The sequence below is a fragment of the Pseudogulbenkiania sp. AW2-16 genome, from assembly GCF_056824575.1.
In genome coordinates this window covers 1,152,987-1,172,040 of sequence record NZ_CP157668.1, presented here as the reverse complement: position 1 = coordinate 1,172,040, position 19,054 = coordinate 1,152,987, and the positions used below count along the sequence as shown (strand labels likewise).

Sequence of the window (19,054 nt, the reverse complement as noted above, 5' to 3'; positions counted from 1 at the left end):
TCACGACGGATTTGATAAGAAATTATTGAAAATAAAGCGCATTTCTTGCCTGCATTCTGCGGTAATCGCCGAGTCGAGGGCAAGCCTGCGAGCACAGGGCCGGCAACAGGCCCACAACCCAAGCAGGGGAAACGTCAGCCATGAGAACGAAAGAGAAGTGGGGAAAACTCAGCCGCAAGATCACCCTGATCGGCGGCTTGTCGGTGGCGCTGGGCTTTGCCGTGATGGTGGGGCTGATCGCCAAGATCAGCTACGACAGCGCGCTGGAGCAGGGCTACCAGCTGGCGTCGGAGCAGGCGCAGGGTTACGCGCGCCGGTCGAGGCCGAACTGGGGCAGAACATGGCCCTGCCGCATCACCTCGCCGAGGCGGTGCTGGGGCTGAAGAAGACGGCGCCGCCCGAGCGCAAGGTGGTCGACGGCATGATCGTCACGATGCTCGATCACTCGCCGCAGAACATCGGGCTGTGGATGCTGTGGGAGCCCAACGCGCTGGACGGCCGCGACGACGCCTATCGCCTCGACTGGCCGCGTCACGACCCCACCGGGCGCTACACCCCCTACGTCACGCGTGACGCCTCCGGCCACGCCAAGATGGACGTGATGCTGGACGCCGAGCGGGTCAAGGCCTTCCCGAAGTACAAGGACAACCCGCAGAGCTACCAGCCCGACTACGAGAAGCCGGGCTGGGGCGATTACTACTACGTGCCCAAGCAGCGCGGCCGCGACACCATCACCGAACCGTTCTTCTACGAGGTGCAGGGCAAGAAGGTGCTGGAGAGCTCGCTGGTGACGATGATCAAGGACCAGGACGACAAGTTTATCGGCGTCTCCGCCACCGACCTCGCGCTCGACGCGCTGCAGCAGCGCTACGGTTTCATCCGGCTGTACCAGACCGGTTACGTGCGGCTGGTGTCCGAGGGCGGCATGTACGTGGCCAACCCCGATCCGGCCAAGGTGGGCAAGCCGGTCGGCAAGGACGAGGCGCTGGGCGAGAAGCTGCTGCAGATCCGCCAGGGCGAGAACTTCGTGTTCGAGGCCGACGGTTTCACCCACTTCTTCTTCCCGGTCAAGATCGGCGACACCGGCCAGTTCTGGTCGCTCGGCGTCAGCATTCCCAGCGCCGCCATCACCGCGCCGGCGCTCAAGCTGCGCAACAGCGCGATCCTGATCGGCGTGCTGGCGCTGATTGCCATCATCGCCATCCTGGCGCTGGTGGTCGGCGCGCTGACCCGACCGCTCAACCAGCTGGCCGACACCATGGAGCAGCTGGCGTCGGGTGAAGGCGACCTCACCGCGCGCATCGCCATCGCCAACCGCGACGAGATCGGCCGCACCGCCACCGCCTTCAACCGCTTCATCGACAGCCTGCACGGGATGTTCGTCGGGGTGCGCGAGCAGAGCCACGCCGTGGCCGAGGCGGCGGCGCGGCTCACCGCGTCGGCGGGCCGAGGTCGAGCAGGCCTCGGCGGCGCAGTCGGACACCGCCAGCGCCACCGCCGCCGGGGTGGAACAGGTCAGCACCAGCGTGCAGCACATCGCCGATTCGGCCGGCCGCGCCGAGGAACTGGCGCGCCAGACCGGCTCCATCACCGACCAGAGCGTGGCCACGGTCAAGCGGGTGGCGGCCGAGATCGATTCCATGACCGGCGACATGCACGCGCTGGCCGAGCGCATGGGGGCGCTGGGCAGCCGCTCGGAAGAGGTCAGCAGCATCGTGCGCGTGATCCGCGACATCGCCGACCAGACCAACCTCCTGGCGCTCAACGCCGCGATCGAGGCGGCGCGCGCCGGCGAGCAGGGGCGCGGCTTCGCCGTGGTGGCCGACGAGGTGCGCAACCTCGCCGGGCGCACCGCCGAGGCGACGCTGGAGATCGGCCGCATCGTCGAGGCCATCGGCCGCGAGACGCGCGACGCGGTGCGCGAGGTGGACGGCAGCCGCGAACGCGCGGTGAGCAGCGTCGGCGTCGCCCAGGCCGCCGACGGCAGCATGCAGCAGGTGTCCCACTGCAGCCAGCAGCTGGTCGGCAACATCGTCGACATCGCCGCCGCCACCCGCGAGCAGTCCTCGGCCAGCGCCGAGATCGCGCGCCATGTCGAGCAGATCAGCGCCATGGCGCAGTCCAACCGCGACGTGGTGCAGGAGGTCTCGGCCGCGGCGGAGCAGCTGCACGCGCTTTCGGCCAACCTCGAGCAACTGGTGGGCCATTTCCGCCTCTGAGCGGGCCGGGTGCGGTGGCGCGGCGCCACCGCACCAAACGGGTGCTTATCAGCCGGCCGGTTTCGGCTTATAATTCGACGGTTTTGTTCGGATCAACCCCATGTGCCGCGTACGCTTTCTGTTCTGCGATGCCGCCTCCGCCCGCCAGGGCGGGAAAGACGCGTTGGCGTGCGCCGGGGAACCCGGGCGAGGCGTGTTGTCAAAATCAGCTCCTGAGCCGTCAGGAGCTTTTTTTATCTGTGAGAGACCCGTTATCGCGTTTCCAGAGCAAAACTGCCCGCCCAGGCGGGCGGCAGGTTTGCTCTGTAAATGGAATCACACCGCGAGGAACCCGCACCATGGCCAATCCCCTGTACCGGAAGCACATCATTTCCATCCCCGATTTCACCCGCGAGGAGCTCGAGCTGGTGGTGGAAACCGCCGGTCGCCTCAAGGCGGCGCCGCGACATGACCTGCTCGCCGGCAAGGTGGTGGCCAGCTGCTTCTTCGAACCGTCCACCCGTACCCGGCTGTCGTTCGAGACCTCGATCCAGCGCCTGGGCGGCACCGTGATCGGCTTCGCCGACGGCGCCAACACCTCGGCCAAGAAAGGCGAGACGCTGGCCGACACCATCCGCATCATCAGCTCCTACACCGACGCGGTGGTGATGCGCCATCCCCAGGAGGGCGCGGCGCGCCTGGCCAGCGAATTCTCGGCGGTGCCGGTGATCAACGGCGGCGACGGCGCCAACCAGCACCCGTCGCAGACCCTGCTCGACCTGTTCACCATCAAGGAATCGCAGGGCCGCCTGGAAAACCTGGCGCTGGCCTTCGTCGGCGACCTCAAGTACGGCCGCACCGTGCACTCGCTGACGCAGGCGCTGTCGCTGTTCAACTGCCACTTCTACTTCGTGGCGCCGGAAGTGCTGGCGATGCCGGATTACATCTGCGAGGAGCTGGACGAGCGCGGCATCTCCTACACCCTGGCCGAGTCGCTGGAAGAGGTGATCCCGCACGTCGACATCCTGTACATGACGCGCATCCAGCGCGAACGCTTCGACGAGGCCGAATTCAAGCAGATCCAGGGCCAGTACATCCTCAAGGCCGAGATGCTGAACCACGCCCGCCCCAACATGAAGGTGATGCACCCGCTGCCGCGCGTCGACGAGATCGAGGTGGCGGTGGATGACACCCCGCACGCCTACTACTTCGAACAGGCGCGTAACGGCGTCTTCGCGCGCCAGGCGCTGCTGGCGCTGGTGCTGAACGAAACCGTGTGAGCCGATCGAGCAAGGAAAGGACGACCATGCAATACACCCGCAACGTAGAAGCCCTGAAAGAGGGCACCGTGATCGACCACATCCCGGCCGGTCAGGGCCTGAAGATCCTGCGCCTGTTCCAGCTGGTGGAAACCGGCGAGCGCGTCACCGTCGGCCTCAACCTGCAAAGCCGCCACATGGGCAGCAAGGACGTGGTCAAGGTCGAGAACATCGCGCTCACCGAGGAGCAGGCCAACGAACTGGCGCTGTTCGCGCCCAAGGCCACGGTCAACGTGATTTCCAACTTCGAGGTGGTGAAAAAGCACAAGCTGGAGCTGCCGGAAGAGATCGAAGGCGTGTTCGCCTGCCCGAACTCCAATTGCATTTCGCATAAAGAGCCGGTAAAGAGCTTTTTTACGTCAGAACAGTGAAGAACGACACGAAAATGAAATGCAAGTATTGCGAAAAAGTCTTCACTAAGGATATCGTAGTCGAAGTGCGCTAAGTCGTACTCAGGAGTGGAGAAACTACAAGTAAGCGCTGCAAAACGACAGTGCAACAAAACCAAACAGGAAAGCGCCGCGGATGACCGCGGCGCTTTTTTATGGCCCGCGCCGGTGGCGGCGCCGATCTCGTGCCGCGCCACGTCGGGTGGCGGTCAGCGGCCGCCGTGTGCGCCAAGCGCGTCACGCTCGCGGGACAGAGCAGCGCGACGGCGCCGGGCGACCCGGACAAGCGGCGCCGGCCGGCTGTCCAGCTGCGCCACGCCGGCCTATAACGGGCAGGGAAGGCGCTGCGAAGCGGGGCGGGGGCCACGTGCAGCAGAAAATGGGGAGCGCGGACGATGGTGTCGGAACTGGCCGGCCTGGGCCTGATGCTGCTGGTGATCCTGGTGGCGGCGGAGGTGTTCACCAACGCGCTGGAGCATCTGGGCGAGAAGCTGAGGATTTCCGAGGGGGTGACCGGGTCGCTGTTCGCCGCGGTGGGCACCGCCATGCCGGAGACGCTGGTGCCGCTGCTGGCGATTTTCGGCGGAACCGCCAGCGGCGACGTCATGGTCAGCGAGGAGATCGGCGTCGGCGCCATTCTCGGCGCGCCGCTGATGCTGTCGACGCTGTCGACCTGCCTGATGACGCTGTTCGCCTGGCAGAAACGGGGCGCGCAGGGCGCGCTGCGGCCGGAAAAGAGCGGCCTCAAGCGCGACCTCGATACCTTCCTCGGCGCCTTTTCCCTGGCGGCGCTGGCGATGTTCGTGCCGCATGAACAGCCCTTCGTGCGCGCCGCCATCAGCGCCGTGCTGGTGCTGCTGTATTTCCTCTACATCCTGCGCACGCTGAAGGCCTCGGCGGCGCTGGTCGGCGAGGGGCACGCCACCCAGGCGGGCGATACGATGTTCCTGGCGCGTGCCGGTCTGCCGACCAACTGGCTGACCATCCTGCTGCAGCTGGGGCTGGGGCTGGGCTTGCTGGTGTACGGTGCCGACGGCTTCATCCAGCATGTCGACCGCGCCTCGCACCGGCTGGGTATCTCGGCGCTGCTGCTGGCGCTGATGGTGGTGCCGATCGCCACCGAGCTGCCGGAAAAGATCAATTCCATCCTGTGGATCCGCAAGCGCAAGGACACCCTGGCGTTCGGTAACATCACCGGCGCCATGGTGTTCCAGGGTACGCTGCTGCCGGCCATCGGCATCGCGCTGACGCCGTGGGCGCCGCAGAAGGAAGTCTTCGCCGGCATCGCCATCACCCTGCTGGCGGCGGGCTGGCTGCGCTACCTGGCCGGCCGCATCCGGGTGTGGCACCTGCTGTTCAACGGCGTGCTGTACGCGGTCTACCTCGCCATCGGGCTGAGCTGAAGGACGGCGAGGCCGACGGAAAACCGGCCGGGCGTCCGGTTTTCCGTCGCAAGCGGGGAGGGCGCTCAGTCGCGCGGGCTGTCCGGGGCGTCGAGGTAGCGCTGCAGGAACACCAGGTCGAGCCAGCGGCCGAACTTGTAGCCGACCTGCGGCATGTGGCCGACCTGGGTGAAGCCGAGGCGCTCGTGGAAACGCACCGAGCCCTCGTTGGCGGCGTCCACCCCGCCCACCATGACGTGCTTGCCCAGGGCCAGGGCGCGCGGCAACAGCGCCAGCAGCAGGTGCTCGCCGATGCCGCGGCCGCGGTGGTCGCGGTGGATGTGCACGCTGTGCTCCACGGTGTAGCGGAAGCCGGGAAAGGCGCGAAAATCGCCGAAGCTGGCGAAACCGACCACTTCGTCGCCGTATTCCGCCACCAGCACCGGGTAGCCCTGCGCCCGCCGTCCCTCGAACCAGGCCTGGCGCTCTTCCAGCGTGCTGGGGAGGTCGCAGTACACCGCGGTCGAGGTGGCGATGACGTCGTTGTAGATGGCGAGAATCGGCGGCAGGTCGGCGAGGCGCGCGTCACGGATGTGCATGCTGGAGGTCTCCTCTGGGCGGGCGGCAGTGCTCTCTCGAGCCGTGCCGTTCTGGTGCGGAGTCGATGCTTGAGGATTCATGCTAGGTGTTGGTTCCACGGCTGTCAAAAGGAGCCGGAAACTGGCACGAGGATTGCATTGTATCCAGCCGGATCGAGATTCCCGGAGTCAACATGTTCAAGTTCAAGTCGAAAGCCAAGCCGGAGGCCGTGGCCGGTACCACCAGCGAGCTGGTGATGTTCAACTATTGCCGTCCGGCGCGGGCGCGCCGGGTGGCGCTGGGCAGCGGCGGACGCGTCTGGCTGGTGGAGACGCTGGACCGGGTGCACGGGGTCTGGGTGTGGGAGGACGAGTGCAGCCAGGGCGACCAGGCGCTGGAGCAGGCGCGCCGGCTGAGCCTGATGCTGTCCTGAGGTGCCGCGCTGGTGCGCGTGTGCCCCGCCCGGGACGAAAAAAGGCGCGGAACCGGTCCGCGCCCAACACTCCTCGAAATACTCTTTTGTGCTTTGCTCGGCACCTATTTCAGTGGTGCGAGCGAGCCAAAGCAGGTTGAGTGCCGCCAGCGCACAGGAACCGGAATGTACATGGAGTACATGAGGATTCCTGATCGCTGAGCGAATTACTGCGTGCCAATCTCTGATTTGCTCAGCGATGGATTCGCACGCAGTACTGCCGGCGCTCAAGATGCGCAGGCACAGCCGCCTAATGGAGCCGGTTAGGCCGCCACCACGCCCTTGACGACCTTCCCCTTGCCGGCGAAGGCAGTCAGCAGTTCCTGCTGCTTCTGCTGCGCGAAGGCGTAGCTGCGGTCCTTGATCGGGCCGAAGCCGCGGATGCCTTCGGCCAACTTGGCCAGCTCCACCGCGCTGGCGAGGTTGTCGGCCTTGAGCCCCTGGAGCAGGGTGTCGACCAGCGTTTCGAACTCGCCGATCAGGCGGCGTTCGAGTTTCCGGTCGGCCTGCCAGCCGAAGACGTCGAGCGGGGTGCCGCGCAGGAAGCGCAGCTTGGCCAGCACCTTCATCGCCGGCAGCATCCACGGCCCGACGCTGATCTTCTTGGCCTTGCCGCCGGTCATCCAACTGGCGCCGAGCTGGAAGTGCAGCGTGTAGTCGCCCTCGAAGGTGCCGTCCAGCGCACGCAGGAACTCGCCGTCGCTGTAGAGCCGCGCCACCTCGTACTCGTCCTTGTAGGCCAGCACGTGGTAGTAGCTCTTGGCCACCGCCAGCGTCAGCGCCTGGCTGCCCGGCTTGACGCCGTCCTCGGCCGCCTTCACGCGTTGCACCAGCGCCTTGTAGCGTTCGGCCAGGCCGGCGTTCTGGTAGGCGGTGAGCAGCTGGGCGCGGTGGTGCAGCACGGCGTCCGGTGTTTCACGTGGAACGAACTGCACCACGGCGTTGGGGGTGACCAGCGCCTCGACGCGCGCCGGGTCGTGCGCGGCGTGGCGGCCCCAGAAGAAGGCCTGCTGGTTGAAGGTCACCGCGGCGCCGTTGAGGCGGATCGCTTCCATGATCGCTTCCTCGCTCACCGGCACCAGCCCCTTCTGCCAGGCGTAGCCCAGCATGAACATGTTGCTGGCGATGGCGTCGCCGAGCAGGGAGGTGGCGAGCCGGGTGGCGTTGACCTCGGAGTAGTGGCCGGCGCCGACCGATTCAATGATGGCGTCCTTCATGCTGCGCGCCGGGAAGCGCTGGTCCGGGTTCTTCAGGAAGGCGCTGGTCGGCGACTCGAAGCTGTTGATGATGGCGTGGCTGAAGCCCTCGCGCATCTTGGCCAGCGCCTCTTCGGCGGCGGTCACCACCAGGTCGCAGCCGAGGATCAGGTTGGCGTCGCCGGCGGCGATGCGTACCGCGTGCAGCTGCTCCTTGTTGTCGGCGATGCGCACGTGCGACCACACCGAGCCGCCCTTCTGCGCCAGGCCGGCCATGTCGAGCACGGTGACACCCTTGCCGTCGAGGTAGGCCGCCATGCCCAGCACCTGGCCGATGGTGACCACGCCGGTGCCGCCGACGCCGGTGACCATGATGCCGTAAGGGTGGTGCGCCGACGGCACCAGCGGCGCCGGCAGCGGCGGCAGGCTGCCGAGGTTGGCCGAAGCCGCCGCCGGCTTGTGCAGCTTGCCGCCTTCGACGGTGACGAAGCTCGGGCAGAAGCCTTCCAGGCAGGAGTAGTCCTTGTTGCAGCTCGACTGGTCGATCTTGCGCTTGCGTCCCAGCGGCGTTTCCACCGGCATCACCGACAGGCAGCCCGACTTGACGCTGCAGTCGCCGCAGCCTTCGCACACGCGTTCGTTGATGAACACGCGCTTGGCCGGGTCGGGGTAGTCGCCGCGCTTGCGGCGGCGGCGCTTCTCGGCGGCGCAGGTCTGGTCGTGGATCAGGATGGTGGTGCCTTCGGTCTCGCGCAGTTCCTTTTGCAGACGGTCGAGCTCGCGGCGGTGGAACACCTCGACGCCTTCGGCCAACCCTTTCACGTTCTGGTACTTCTCCGGCTCGTCGCTGGTGATGACGATGCGCTTGACGCCCTCGGCAGCGAGCTGGCGCGTGATCATCGGCACGTTGAGCGGGCCGTCGACGTGCTGGCCGCCGGTCATCGCCACGGCGTCGTTGTAGAGGATCTTGTAGGTGATGTTGACCTTGCCGGCGATGGCGGCGCGGATCGCCAAGAGACCGGAGTGGAAGTAGGTGCCGTCGCCCAGGTTGGCGAACACGTGGCGGGTATTGGTGAACGGTGCCTGGCCGAGCCAGGCCACACCTTCGCCGCCCATCTGGCTGAAGGTCTTGGTGTGCGGCTCGATCCAGGTCGCCATGTAGTGGCAGCCGATGCCGGCCAGCGCGCGGCTGCCGTCGGGCACCTTGGTGCTGGTGTTGTGCGGACAGCCCGAGCAGTAGTGCGGCACGCGTGCGATCGCTTCGCGCGGCTGTACTAGCTGCGCTTCCTTGTCATCGTAGAACTTGAGGCGGTCGTGGATTACCGGGCTGTCGAAGATCAGCGCCAGGCGGCTGGCGATGGCGCGCGCGATCATGGCCGGGGTCAGCTCGCCCGCCGCCGGCAGCAGCCAGTCGCCGTGCGGCAGCGCCCATTCGCCCTTCTCGGCGAACTTGCCGACCACGCGCGGACGCACGTCGTCGCGCCAGTTGTACAGCTGCTCCTTGAGCTGGTATTCGATGATCTGGCGCTTCTCTTCCACCACCAGGATCTCGTCCAGCCCTTCGGCGAAGTGGCGCACGCCTTCCGGCTCGAGCGGCCAGGTCATGCCGACCTTGAAGATCCTGAGGCCGATCTCGGCCGCCAGCGCCTCGTCGATGCCGAGGTCGTCGAGCGCCTGCATCACGTCGAGGTAGCTCTTGCCGGTGGTGATGATGCCGAGGCGCGGCTGCGGCGAATCGAGCACGATCCTGTTGAGGTGGTTGGCGCGGGCGTAGGCCAGCGCGGCGTACAGGCGGTGGTGCAGCACGCGCTTTTCCTGCGCCAGCGGGGTGTCCGGCCAGCGGATGTTGAGGCCGTCCGGCGGCAGCGGGAAATCGTCCGGGATCACCACGTTGATGCGCTCGGGCGAGACGTCGACGATGGCGGCGCTCTCCACGGTGTCGGTGATGGCCTTGATCGACACCCAGCAGCCCGAGTAGCGGCTCATCGCCCAGCCGTGCAGGCCGAAGTCGAGCACTTCCTGCACCCCGGACGGGTTGAGCACCGGGATCATGCTGGCGGCGAGGATGTGGTCGGACTGGTGCGGGAAGGTGGAGGACTTGGCGGCATGGTCGTCGCCCGCCACCAGCAGCACCCCGCCGAATTGGCTGGTGCCGGCCACGTTGCCGTGCTTGATGACGTCGCCGGAGCGGTCCACGCCCGGGCCCTTGCCGTACCACATCGCGTACACGCCGTCGTACTTGGCGCCATCGAACAGGTTGACCTGCTGCGTGCCCCACACCGCGGTGGCGGCGAGGTCTTCGTTGATGCCGGGGTGGAACACCACGTTGTGCTGCTTGAGGTACGGCTCGGCCTTCTGCATCGACAGGTCGACGTTGCCGAGCGGCGAGCCGCGGTAGCCGGTGACGTAGCCGGCGGTGTTCAGCCCGGCGGCGCGGTCGCGCTCCTGTTGCATCATCGGCAGGCGCACCAGCGCCTGGATGCCGGTCATGAATACCTGCCCGGTGGGCGCGGTGTACTTTTCTTCCAGATCGACATGGCGGATCGACATGTGGGTTCTCCTCCTGTGCTCGCTTGTGGCGTCAGCGGCAACCCGCCTTGTGGGCAGGCCTTCTCCTCTTACTGTTTTAGTTCAAGGATGCCGCGCGGTAGTTTCAGCGGACTATAGGTAACGTTAACGTAAACGTCAAAGAGATTGACGGATCGGCATGACCCGCGTTGCGTCTGTGCCAGTGCAGCAAGTGCTAACGCAGGTGACGATTGTTCGGCCACTTGAACAGTCTTGTCTGCCAGAGCCGATTGAAGGCAGAGCTGGCGGGCGTTAGGCTACAGGGATAAAAACGGCGTGTTGCGCCGATGACCCTCCCACATCGAGATTTTCCCATGTCTTCATCCCATGAAACCGGGCGCGGCGTGCTGTTCGTGTTCGGTGCCTTCCTCATCTGGGGGCTGTTCCCGCTCTACTGGAAGCCGCTGCACGACGTGCCGGCGCTGCAGATTCTGTGCCACCGCATCGCCTGGTCGGCGCTGTTCGTGGCGCTGCTGCTGCTGGTGCAGCGCCAGTGGGGCTGGCTGGTTCCGTTCGTGCGCGAGCCGAAAAGGCTCGGCATCTTCGCCTTGTCCTCGGCGCTGTTGTCGACCAACTGGCTGATCTACATCTGGGCGGTGAACGCCGACCGCGTGCTGGACGCCAGCCTGGGCTACTTCATCAACCCGCTCATCAACGTGCTGCTGGGGCGCTTGTTCCTCAGCGAGCGGCTGGTGCCGGTGCAAAAGGCGGCGGTGGGGCTGGCGGCGCTCGGCGTGCTGTGGCTCACCATCCTGGCCGGCACGCCGCCGTGGGTGGCGCTGGGCCTGGGGCTGTCGTTCGGCTGCTACGGGCTGTTGCGCAAGCAGGCGCCGCTGGCCTCGCTGCCGGGGCTGGCGCTGGAAACCTTTCTGATGCTGCCCTTGGCGCTGGGCGCGCTGCTGTGGTTCGAATGGCAGGGGCAGGGATCGTTCGGCCACGTCGACGGCCTGCACGACGCGATGCTGGCCGGGGCCGGGGTGGTGACGGCGATTCCGCTGCTGTTGTTCGCCGCCGGCGCGCGCCGCCTCAAGCTGGCCACGGTGGGGGTGATCCAGTACACCAGTCCGATCATGCAGCTGTTGCTCGGCGCCTGGCTGTTCCACGAGCCGTTCGGCGCCGGCCGGCTGGTCGGCTTCGGCTTCATCTGGGCCGGGCTGGCGCTGTATTCCGGCGCCGGGCTGCTGGACTACCTGCGCACCCGTAGCGTGAAGCCGGCCTGATCGGGGTTCATGGCGCAAAAAGGTTGGCTTCGGCCAACCTTTTTTGTTTCCTGGGAGAGATGGGGCTGAGCCTGCCCAAGTGGGCGAGCGAGTCAAGGCAGGTTGAGTGCCGCCAGCGCACAGGAACCGCAATGTACATACAGCCCATGAGGATTCCTGATCGCTGAGCGAATGACTGCGTGCCAATCTCTGATTTGCTCAGCGATAGATTCGCACGCAGCACCGCCGGCGCTCAAGATGCCAAGGCGCCGCCGCCTACTTTACTGGTTGGCGCGCACCCAGCGCAGCCACTGCGCGAACAGTTCCGGGTCGAGCGCGGCGATGGCGGAGCGGCTCCACGGCTGGTCGGCCCAGTAGTCGTCGGTGTTGAGCGTGGCGGCCTGGCCGCCGGCTTCTTCCAGGATCACCACGCCGGCGGCGTAATCCCACAGGCGCTGGCCGCCGTGCAGGTAGAGGTCGTAGCGGCCGGCGGCGAGGAAGCACCAGTCCAGCGTCGAGGCGCCCATATTGCGCTGGCTGCCGCACGGCGCCAGGCTGTTGAGGCGCGCTGCCAGCTTGCCCGAGCGCAGGTACTTCACCTCGACCCCGGCGATGGCGTCGCCCATGCAATTGGGCACCTTCTTCAGCGGCAGCGGGATGCCGTTCATGTGGGCGCCCTGGCCACGGCGGGCGTAGAACATCTCGTCGGACACCGGGTTGTAGATCACGCCCAGCTCGCTCTTGCCGTCGATCATCAGCGCCACCGAGATGGCGAAATACGGCAGGCCGTTGATGAAGTTGGTGGTGCCGTCGATCGGGTCGACCACCCACAGGCCGTCGCGGTGGGCCTGCCACAGCGCCTCCTGCTGGGCGCGGTCCATCTCCTCGCCCAGCACCGGATGCGGCAGGATGGTCGGCAGCAGCCGCACGAGCGCCTGCTGGCAGGCGAGATCGGCCTCGGTAAACAGCGTGCCGTCGACCTTGCGGCTGGAGCCCACGCGCAGGAAACGCGGCATCACTTCGGTCTGGGCGACTTCGCGCAGGGCTCGTATTACCTGGTCGACCACCTGCATCCGTTTCTCCTTAACGATGAGCTGAGAGCTTGTGAATAAATCTACTGCGCGTCCCTGATCGGGGCTCATGCGCGGCTCTGCGCGGGCGAATCGCTCGTGGAGATTCGCTCAGCCACGATCCTCATGTACTTTATGTACAGTCCGGTTCCTGCGCTGCTCTTTAACCCCGCCGAGGGCCGCTCGCGACGATTGCTTTCGCACGCTACGCGTCGGTGCTGTGGCCGAGTGAGCCGGGGCAGGGCCGGCGACGGCAAGAGGAGTATTGTTGCAACCGCAGCAAACAAAGCAAAATACCGGTATCGCCAAGGACTTTCAAGACAATGCCACGCTTTTTTCTCGACGGGGAACTTGCCCCCGGCATGACCCTCGCGCTGCCCGACAGCGTGCTGCGCCACGTTCAGGTGCTGCGCCTCAATCCCGGTGACGCCATCACGCTGTTCAACGGCCGCGGCGGGGAATATCCCGCCACCCTGAGCCGGGTGCTGAAGCGCGACGCCGAGTGCGTGCTGGGCGAGTTCGCCGACGTCGCGCGCGAGTCGCCGGTGTGGCTCGGGCTGGCGCAGGCCATCTCCGGCGGCGACAAGATGGAATTCACGCTGCAGAAGGGCGTGGAGATGGGGGTCAGCGTGTTCCAGCCGCTGACCGCCGAGCGCTCGGTGGTGCGGCTCTCGGGCGAGCGCGCCGACAAGCGCGTGGCGCGCTGGCAGGAGATCGTCATCGCCGCCTGCGAACAGTGCGGCCGCAACAGCGTGCCCGAGGTGCGGCCGATCCTGACGCTGGCGGAATGGCTGCGCGAGCTGCCCGAGGCCGACGCCCGGCTGGTGCTGTCGCCGCTCGGCACGCAACGGCTGGCCGACATCGCCGCCGCCCCGGCCTCGGCCTCGGCTGATGGCGGGCCCCGAGGGTGGGTTGTCGGCGCGCGAGGAAGGCGCGGCGATCGAGGCCGGCTGGACCCCGCTCAAGCTCGGCCCGCGCATCCTGCGCACCGAGACCGCGGCGCTGGCGGCGGTGGCGGCGATCCAGACGGTGTGGGGCGACTACCGCGGCTGAGGCCGGACGGCCCCGTTTCCGGACAAAAATCGGTCCCATCCCGCACCGCTGGCGATTAAGATGAAGAGTATGCCAGTGGCCGGGGGGGCCATGACGTGCCGAAGCAGACTGTGCCAACGCCAGGGCGACCGTTGTTCCGCGCGCTGCCCTGGCTGATTCTCATCGTCGGTGTTGCGCTCACCGCTTTGCAGGCGCAGCACATGCGCACGCGCGAGGCGGCGCTGGCGCGGGCCAAGTTCGAGATTCGCGTCACCGAGCTGGTCAGTGGCTTCGAGCACCGCATGATAGTGCAGGCGCAGATCCTGCGCGGCGTGGCCGGGCTGTTTGCCGCCAGCGCCGAGGTCGAGCGCGACGAGTTCCGGCGCTACGTCCAGGGGCTCGAGCTGCCGCGCTACTACCCCGGCATCACCGGCATCGGCTACGTCGCCATCGTGCCGGCGCGCGACAAGGCGCGCCACGTCGCCGCGATGCGCGCCCAGGGTTTTGCCGACTACGATATCCGCCCGCCCGGGCCGCGCGACCCCTACACCGCGGTGATCTACGTCGAGCCCTTCGACTGGCGCAACCGGCGCGCGCTGGGGTTCGACATGTCGCTGGAGCCGACGCGCTTCGCCGTCGCCCGCCGCGCCGCCGACGAGGGGCGGGCGCTGATGACCGGCAAGCTCACCCTGTTGCAGGAAACCCGGCAGGATGCCCAGCCCGGCGTGCTGCTGTTCCAGCCGGTGTACCGCGCCGGGGCGCCGCTGGCCAGCGTGGCCGAGCGGCGCGCGGCGCTGCTCGGCTGGGCCTACTCGCCACTGCGCGTGAGGCAGCTGCTGGAACGCTACCTGCAAAGCGAATACCCGCAGCTGTCGTCGCAAATCGCGCTGCAGGTGTACGCCGGCGACACGCTGCAGCCCGCCGCGCAGATGTACCAGCTGCACCCCGGCGCCGCGGCGCAGGGCGAGGCGGTGGTGCGGCGCGCCAGCCTGCATGGCAGCACCTGGACCTTCCGCGTCGAGCCCCTGGCGGGCTACTGGGGCGGCGAGGCATTCGACGGCAACGCCCGCATCGTGCTGGCGAGCGGCATCGTGCTGACCCTGCTGCTGGTGGCCGCCAGCCAGCTGCTCGGCCGCAGCCACCTGCGGCTGGCCGCCGCGCTGCGCGAAGCCTCGCTCGCCAACCGCCATCTGGCCGAGCAGCAGTCGCTGCTGCGCGCCATCTACGACAGTTCCAGCGTCGCCCTGTTCCTGATGAAGCCCGACGGCAAGATCGCCCACGCCAACCAGCGCATGGCGGCGATGTTCCATACCCTGCTGCCGGAGCTGATCGGCCGCGATTACGATACCTTGCTGCCGCCCGCCGAGCAGGACGGCGCGCGCGACTGGCAGGCTCGGGTGAGCGCGCAGCAGGGTACCCCGGCCAGCATCGAGCGCTGCTACCGGCGCTTCGACGGCGGCGAGTTCTGGGGCGTGACCACCGGCTGCGCCCTGCACGATGCCGGGGGCAAGGTGCTCGGCATCGTCGGCGTCATCGAGGACGTCACCGAGCGGCACAAGAACGAGGCGGGCATGCGCCTGGCCAGCACCGTGTTCATGGCGAGCCCGACCGGCATCATGGTGACCGACGCCGAGGAGCGCATCGTCTCGGTGAACCCGGCGTTTACCCTCATCACCGGCTACAGCGCCGCGGAAATCATCGGCCAGACGCCGAAGATCCTGGCCTCCGGGCAGCACGACGCGGACTTCTATCAGGAGCTGTGGCGCAGCATCGGGCAGGACGGGTTCTGGGAAGGGGAATTGCTGAACCGGCACAAGCAGGGCCACTTGTACCTGGAGATGATCTCGATCAGCCGGGTGGTGGACGGCCAGGGCCGGGTGGTCAATTACGTGGGCATGTTCCAGGACGTCACCGAGCGGCGCCAGGCGGAAGAGCGCATCCGTCACCTGGCGCATCACGACTACCTCACCGGGCTGCCCAACCGCGCCCACCTGCTGGAGCGCGCCAGCCAGGCGCTGGCGTTGGCGCGGCGCTACCAGCGCCGGCTCGCCATCCTGTTCCTCGACCTCGACCGCTTCAAGCCGATCAACGACTGCTACGGCCACGACGTCGGCGACGTGGTGCTGCGCACAGTGGCCGATCGCCTGCTGGCGCTGGTGCGCGAGTCGGACACGGTGTGCCGCCTGGGCGGCGACGAGTTCGTCATCCTGCTGGCGGAATACCATGACTTCGCCAGCGTCGAGCAGCTGGCGCACACCCTGCGCACGGCGATCGAACAACCTTGCGAGGTGGGCGCGCTGCGGCTCGCGGTCTCCGCCAGTATCGGCATCGCCACCTACCCGGAGCATGGCGACAGCGTCGGGGCCCTGATCCAGCGCGCCGACGCCGCGATGTACCGCGCCAAGACCGGCGCGGCGCCGCCGATCTGCGTCGCCGGCGAGCCGCTGGACTCCGCCGACGCCTGAGCGCATGGCCGGTGCCGCGCTCAGGCCGGCAGCGCGCTTCGGCCAACCTCGCAGCGGCTCAGAAGCGCGCGATCCATTCCCCCTGCAGGTAACGGTAGCGGTAATCCGGGCCGTTGAACGAGGCGCTCTGGCTGTAGCCGCCGCGCAGCCGCAGCGACTGCTGGGCGCGCAACGGGCTTTGCAGGCCGAGTTCGAGCAGGCGGGTGTTGCTGCGCGGGTCGTCGTTGACCTGCTGGCGGCCGAGCCCGGCGGTGAGCGTGCCGGTCCAGCCCTGCAGGCGTTTGCGCCAGCCCACGGCGAGCATCGACTCGTCGTAGTTCTTGGGGTTGAAGTAGGCGCCGTCGACGTCGTCGCTGCTGCTGTGGTAGGTGCGGTAGCGCGCCTGCAGCGTCAGCCCGAGGTCGAGCCAGGGCTGGTAGATCAGCTTGAGGCGGCCGTGGCTGCGCTCGTTGCCGTCGGAGAAGTCCTGGCGCGCCGCCAGGCCCACCAGCGTCAGGTGTTCCCCCAGGCCCTGGTCCAGGCTGGCACCCCAGTAGTTGAAGTGCACGCCGCGGTCGAGCGAGTTCTGGGTTTCCACCCAGTCGCGGTTGACGAACAGCTCCAGCCCGGTGCGCTGCGCCAGGGCCCGACGGTAGCTGCCGTCCAGCGTCACCAGGTCGTGGCCGCCCTGGCGGAACAGGCCGGTGTCGATCTGCCAGCCGTTGGCGGTGGCCGGGTCGATCTGGCGGTGCAGCAGGGCGATTTGCTGGCCGTCGCGCTGCCAGTCGTGCTGGCTGTAGTGATGGTCGGTGTAGCGCACCCCGGTGAGGGCGTCGGCGTGCTGGTAGTCGGGCAGGTATTCCAGCGCCAGGCGGCGCGTGGTGAAGCCCTCGTTGTCGCGCGACAGGAAGAACGCCGCGCCGGCGCCCTGGTCGTCGTTGGTGGTCTCGGCGGCCTGGCCGAACGGGCTCGCGGCCAGCAGCAGGGCGAGCAGGGTGGGTTGCAGCAGCTTGTTCATTTGCCCTCCGGCTGTACTTTGACGGGTGCGGTGTCCTTGGTGCCCCAGTGCTTGCGGGCATTGAACAGTTCGGCGAGGTAGCCCAGCAGGCAGGCCGGCTGCAGCAGCAGGCTGTAGCACAGGGTGTAGATCAGGAAACCCCGCGTATTGCGCCGCACCTTGAGGCCGTGCAGGTCGAACATTTTGCGTTCCACCGAGAACATGATGAAGTTCATCAGCAGCGCCACCGGCAGCAGGGCCAGCGTCATCGGGCCGACGATCCAGTAGTGGCCGAACAGCGCCAGCACCAGCCCGGGGATGAAGCCGATGGTGAAGGCCAGGTCGAGCCAGGGGAACAGCAGGTTCCAGTAGATGAAGAAGGTCGGCAGTTGCGGCTTCAGCAGCAGGCTGGGGTGCTGCTTGAAGGCCTCGACCATGCCGCGCGACCAGCGCTTGCGCTGGCGCAGGAACTGGCGCGCCGTGCTCGGGGCGTTGGTGAACAGACAGGCGTCCTCGCTGTGGCCGACGCGGTGGCCGGCCTTGAGGATGGCCCAGGTCAGCACGATGTCCTCGCCGACGTTCTCCGGCCAGCCGCCCACCTCGATCAGCGTGGCGCGGTCGTACAGCGAGAAGGCGCCCTGCGCCACCAGCGTGCCCTGGTACAGCGACTGCACGCGCTTGATGGCGGCGATGCCGTGGAAGTAGTCCCACTCCTGGCAGCGCGTCACCCAGTTCTCGCGCGAATTGCGCACCAGCACCGTGCCCGCCACGGCGCGCGTGTTGGGCGGGTCCTGGCGATAGCGTTCGACGATGGCGCACAGCGCATTGCGGTACAGGTAGGAGTCGGCGTCGACCGTCAGCACCAGCTCGTGGCGCGCCTGGGCCAGCCCCAGGTTGAGCGCGTTGGCCTTGCCGCCGTTCTTTTCCAGGTGCAGCAGGTGCAGCCACGGGTAGCGCGGCAGGCAGCGGCGCACGATGGCGGCGGTGTCGTCCTGCGAGCCGTCGTTGATCACGATCACCTGCAGTTCGCCCGGGTAGTCCTGGCGCTCGATGCTGACCAGCGTCTCCTCGATCGAGGCGGCCTCGTTGTAGGCGGCGATCAGGATGCTCAGCGGCGGGTAGCTCTCCAGCGGCTGGCGGCGCGGGCGTTTGTCGAGCGCCAGGCTGAGTAGCAGGAAGGCGTTCATGAAGCCCGGCACGATGGCGATGCCGCCGATCAGGAACCACGCCAGGTAACGGCCGAGGTGAGTGCTCAGTTCGGCAAACCAGGGTTGTGCCAGCCAGGCGGACAACGCGGTCCAGACGACCGCACCGCTGGTGGCCAGGGCGAATTTGCTGCGTACGGAAAGATACATGGAGGGGATGTTCGACTGGATTGACGACCGGCGGGCACGCCGGCCCGCCACCCGGACCCGCCGCCTGCCGTAGCCGGCGCGAGTCGCTCAGCCGGGCATGGTATGTTATATGAAAAACAACATCCAGTTTAAAATGCGTTTGCGCTAACTGGGCGGCATGAATGGCGCGAAAGGTGTCGTTTTTTTGTTGCCGCGTGAAGAGGCCGCCGCCGGTCGGCAGCGGCCGGGGAGCATCAGGCCAGGCGGTACACCAGCTTGCCTTCGAACAGCAGTTCGCTGTCGGTCAGGCACAGCTGGCCGGCCGGCGGCAGGGCGCGCTCGAACACGAAGTGGCGGCCGTCGATGTCGAGCCAGGCGTTGATCGGCGTGCCGTCGAACTGGCCCAGCACGTCGGGGGAGCGGGTGACGACGGCGTTGTCGGGCAGGCGGATGCCGGCCGGCGGCGTTTCTTCCGGCACCGACCAGTCTTCCTGCAGCTGCGGCTCGGGCAGGTTGCGCAGCGCCAGCTTGAGCCAGAGGCGGAACAGCCACAGCGGCAGGCGCACGCGGTGCACGCGCTTGTCGTCGCTGATGACGCAGGCGACCGGGAAGCGGCGGTGGCATTCCGGGCACTCGGCCTCGGCCGCCAGCACGATCTTGTCGTGCAGCAGGCGGGCGATGCCTTCCATGTCGCGCGCCGTCACCATGCTGTGGCAGTGCGGGCAGGCCTTGGCGAAACGGCTGATGCGGTTGCCGTTGGGAAAGGCCAGGGGCAGGAAGCGGGAAAGTTTCTGGGGCGTCGTCATGGGTCTCGGGGTCCGGCTCGGCCGCCGCGCTGGATGCGGCGGCAGCCGGCCATTATAGCGCGTCGCGGC

General features: G+C 67.4%; 13 protein-coding genes and 3 pseudogenes. 10 read left to right on the top strand and 6 right to left on the bottom strand.

What is annotated here, in order from left to right; translation table 11 throughout:
• The first annotated feature begins 140 nt into the window (after window positions 1-140).
• The 6 genes and pseudogenes from ABKF58_RS05560 to ABKF58_RS05535 all read left to right on the top strand — a co-directional run bounded on the left by ABKF58_RS05560 (window position 141) and on the right by ABKF58_RS05535 (window position 5,309).
• On the top strand, window positions 141-383 hold the full coding sequence (locus ABKF58_RS05560; RefSeq protein WP_482583724.1) for a hypothetical protein: 243 nt from the start codon (window positions 141-143) through the stop codon (window positions 381-383).
• Window positions 341-1,312: pseudogene (locus ABKF58_RS05555) on the top strand (HAMP domain-containing protein); the annotation flags it as partial. The gene ABKF58_RS05560 and the pseudogene ABKF58_RS05555, both read left to right, overlap by 43 nt.
• Window positions 1,313-1,526: 214 nt before the next feature.
• Window positions 1,527-2,219 (top strand): methyl-accepting chemotaxis protein, encoded by a 693-nt coding sequence (locus ABKF58_RS05550; protein WP_482584332.1) that lies wholly within the window; start codon window positions 1,527-1,529, stop codon window positions 2,217-2,219.
• 338 nt (window positions 2,220-2,557) lie between these two features.
• Complete coding sequence (pyrB, locus tag ABKF58_RS05545; RefSeq protein ID WP_008955431.1) at window positions 2,558-3,478, top strand: aspartate carbamoyltransferase; 921 nt, start codon at window positions 2,558-2,560, stop codon at window positions 3,476-3,478.
• A gap of 26 nt (window positions 3,479-3,504) precedes the next feature.
• Window positions 3,505-3,962, top strand: a pseudogene (pyrI, locus tag ABKF58_RS05540) (aspartate carbamoyltransferase regulatory subunit).
• A 339-nt stretch (window positions 3,963-4,301) separates the two neighbouring features.
• A complete protein-coding gene (locus ABKF58_RS05535) occupies window positions 4,302-5,309 on the top strand; it encodes a sodium:calcium antiporter (RefSeq protein WP_482583723.1) in 1,008 nt (335 codons plus the stop codon).
• Between the two features lie 65 nt (window positions 5,310-5,374).
• Here the strand turns inward: ABKF58_RS05535 and ABKF58_RS05530 are convergent, their stop codons facing one another.
• Window positions 5,375-5,887: a GNAT family N-acetyltransferase gene (locus ABKF58_RS05530; RefSeq protein WP_008955434.1), complete on the bottom strand. Its 513-nt coding sequence runs from the start codon at window positions 5,885-5,887 to the stop codon at window positions 5,375-5,377.
• 173 nt (window positions 5,888-6,060) lie between these two features.
• Between ABKF58_RS05530 and ABKF58_RS05525 the strand changes: the two genes are divergently transcribed.
• On the top strand, window positions 6,061-6,300 hold the full coding sequence (locus tag ABKF58_RS05525; RefSeq protein ID WP_482583721.1) for a hypothetical protein: 240 nt from the start codon (window positions 6,061-6,063) through the stop codon (window positions 6,298-6,300).
• 302 nt (window positions 6,301-6,602) lie between these two features.
• Here ABKF58_RS05525 and ABKF58_RS05520 read toward each other — a convergent pair whose 3' ends face one another.
• Window positions 6,603-10,085 carry an indolepyruvate ferredoxin oxidoreductase family protein gene (locus ABKF58_RS05520; protein ID WP_482583720.1) on the bottom strand — a complete coding sequence of 1,161 codons (3,483 nt, stop codon included), beginning with the start codon at window positions 10,083-10,085 and terminating at the stop codon, window positions 6,603-6,605.
• Window positions 10,086-10,417: 332 nt separating this feature from the next.
• Here ABKF58_RS05520 and rarD point away from each other — a divergent pair, with 332 nt between their 5' ends.
• Window positions 10,418-11,323, top strand: coding sequence for an EamA family transporter RarD (rarD, locus tag ABKF58_RS05515; protein WP_008955441.1), 906 nt, complete (start codon window positions 10,418-10,420; stop codon window positions 11,321-11,323).
• A 260-nt stretch (window positions 11,324-11,583) separates the two neighbouring features.
• Here rarD and ABKF58_RS05510 read toward each other — a convergent pair whose 3' ends face one another.
• Window positions 11,584-12,375, bottom strand: a complete 792-nt coding sequence (locus ABKF58_RS05510) for an inositol monophosphatase family protein (protein WP_482583719.1) — start codon at window positions 12,373-12,375, stop codon at window positions 11,584-11,586.
• 320 nt (window positions 12,376-12,695) lie between these two features.
• Between ABKF58_RS05510 and ABKF58_RS05505 the strand changes: the two are divergent.
• Window positions 12,696-13,425, top strand: a pseudogene (locus ABKF58_RS05505) (16S rRNA (uracil(1498)-N(3))-methyltransferase).
• A 95-nt stretch (window positions 13,426-13,520) separates the two neighbouring features.
• Window positions 13,521-15,869 carry a sensor domain-containing diguanylate cyclase gene (locus ABKF58_RS05500; protein WP_482583717.1) on the top strand — a complete coding sequence of 783 codons (2,349 nt, stop codon included), beginning with the start codon at window positions 13,521-13,523 and terminating at the stop codon, window positions 15,867-15,869.
• A gap of 58 nt (window positions 15,870-15,927) precedes the next feature.
• Here ABKF58_RS05500 and ABKF58_RS05495 read toward each other — a convergent pair whose 3' ends face one another.
• The 3 genes from ABKF58_RS05495 to ABKF58_RS05485 form a co-directional block, all read right to left on the bottom strand.
• Entirely contained in the window at window positions 15,928-16,866 is a 939-nt protein-coding gene (locus tag ABKF58_RS05495; protein WP_482583716.1) for a hypothetical protein, read from the bottom strand.
• Window positions 16,863-18,200, bottom strand: coding sequence for a glycosyltransferase family 2 protein (locus tag ABKF58_RS05490; protein WP_482583715.1), 1,338 nt, complete (start codon window positions 18,198-18,200; stop codon window positions 16,863-16,865). The genes ABKF58_RS05495 and ABKF58_RS05490 overlap by 4 nt, the downstream gene beginning before the upstream one ends.
• Window positions 18,201-18,433: 233 nt before the next feature.
• Window positions 18,434-18,985 carry a hypothetical protein gene (locus ABKF58_RS05485; protein WP_008955447.1) on the bottom strand — a complete coding sequence of 184 codons (552 nt, stop codon included), beginning with the start codon at window positions 18,983-18,985 and terminating at the stop codon, window positions 18,434-18,436.
• Window positions 18,986-19,054: the final 69 nt, after the last annotated feature.

Coding starts and splice junctions, on each gene's coding strand:
- rarD (WP_008955441.1), top strand. CDS start 10,418: ATGTCTTCATCCCATGAAACCGGGCGCGGCGTGCTGTTCGTGTTCGGT.
- ABKF58_RS05495 (WP_482583716.1), bottom strand. CDS start 16,866: ATGAACAAGCTGCTGCAACCCACCCTGCTCGCCCTGCTGCTGGCCGCG.
- ABKF58_RS05520 (WP_482583720.1), bottom strand. CDS start 10,085: ATGTCGATCCGCCATGTCGATCTGGAAGAAAAGTACACCGCGCCCACC.
- ABKF58_RS05530 (WP_008955434.1), bottom strand. CDS start 5,887: ATGCACATCCGTGACGCGCGCCTCGCCGACCTGCCGCCGATTCTCGCC.
- ABKF58_RS05560 (WP_482583724.1), top strand. CDS start 141: ATGAGAACGAAAGAGAAGTGGGGAAAACTCAGCCGCAAGATCACCCTG.
- ABKF58_RS05535 (WP_482583723.1), top strand. CDS start 4,302: ATGGTGTCGGAACTGGCCGGCCTGGGCCTGATGCTGCTGGTGATCCTG.
- pyrB (WP_008955431.1), top strand. CDS start 2,558: ATGGCCAATCCCCTGTACCGGAAGCACATCATTTCCATCCCCGATTTC.
- ABKF58_RS05485 (WP_008955447.1), bottom strand. CDS start 18,985: ATGACGACGCCCCAGAAACTTTCCCGCTTCCTGCCCCTGGCCTTTCCC.
- ABKF58_RS05490 (WP_482583715.1), bottom strand. CDS start 18,200: ATGTATCTTTCCGTACGCAGCAAATTCGCCCTGGCCACCAGCGGTGCG.
- ABKF58_RS05525 (WP_482583721.1), top strand. CDS start 6,061: ATGTTCAAGTTCAAGTCGAAAGCCAAGCCGGAGGCCGTGGCCGGTACC.
- ABKF58_RS05510 (WP_482583719.1), bottom strand. CDS start 12,375: ATGCAGGTGGTCGACCAGGTAATACGAGCCCTGCGCGAAGTCGCCCAG.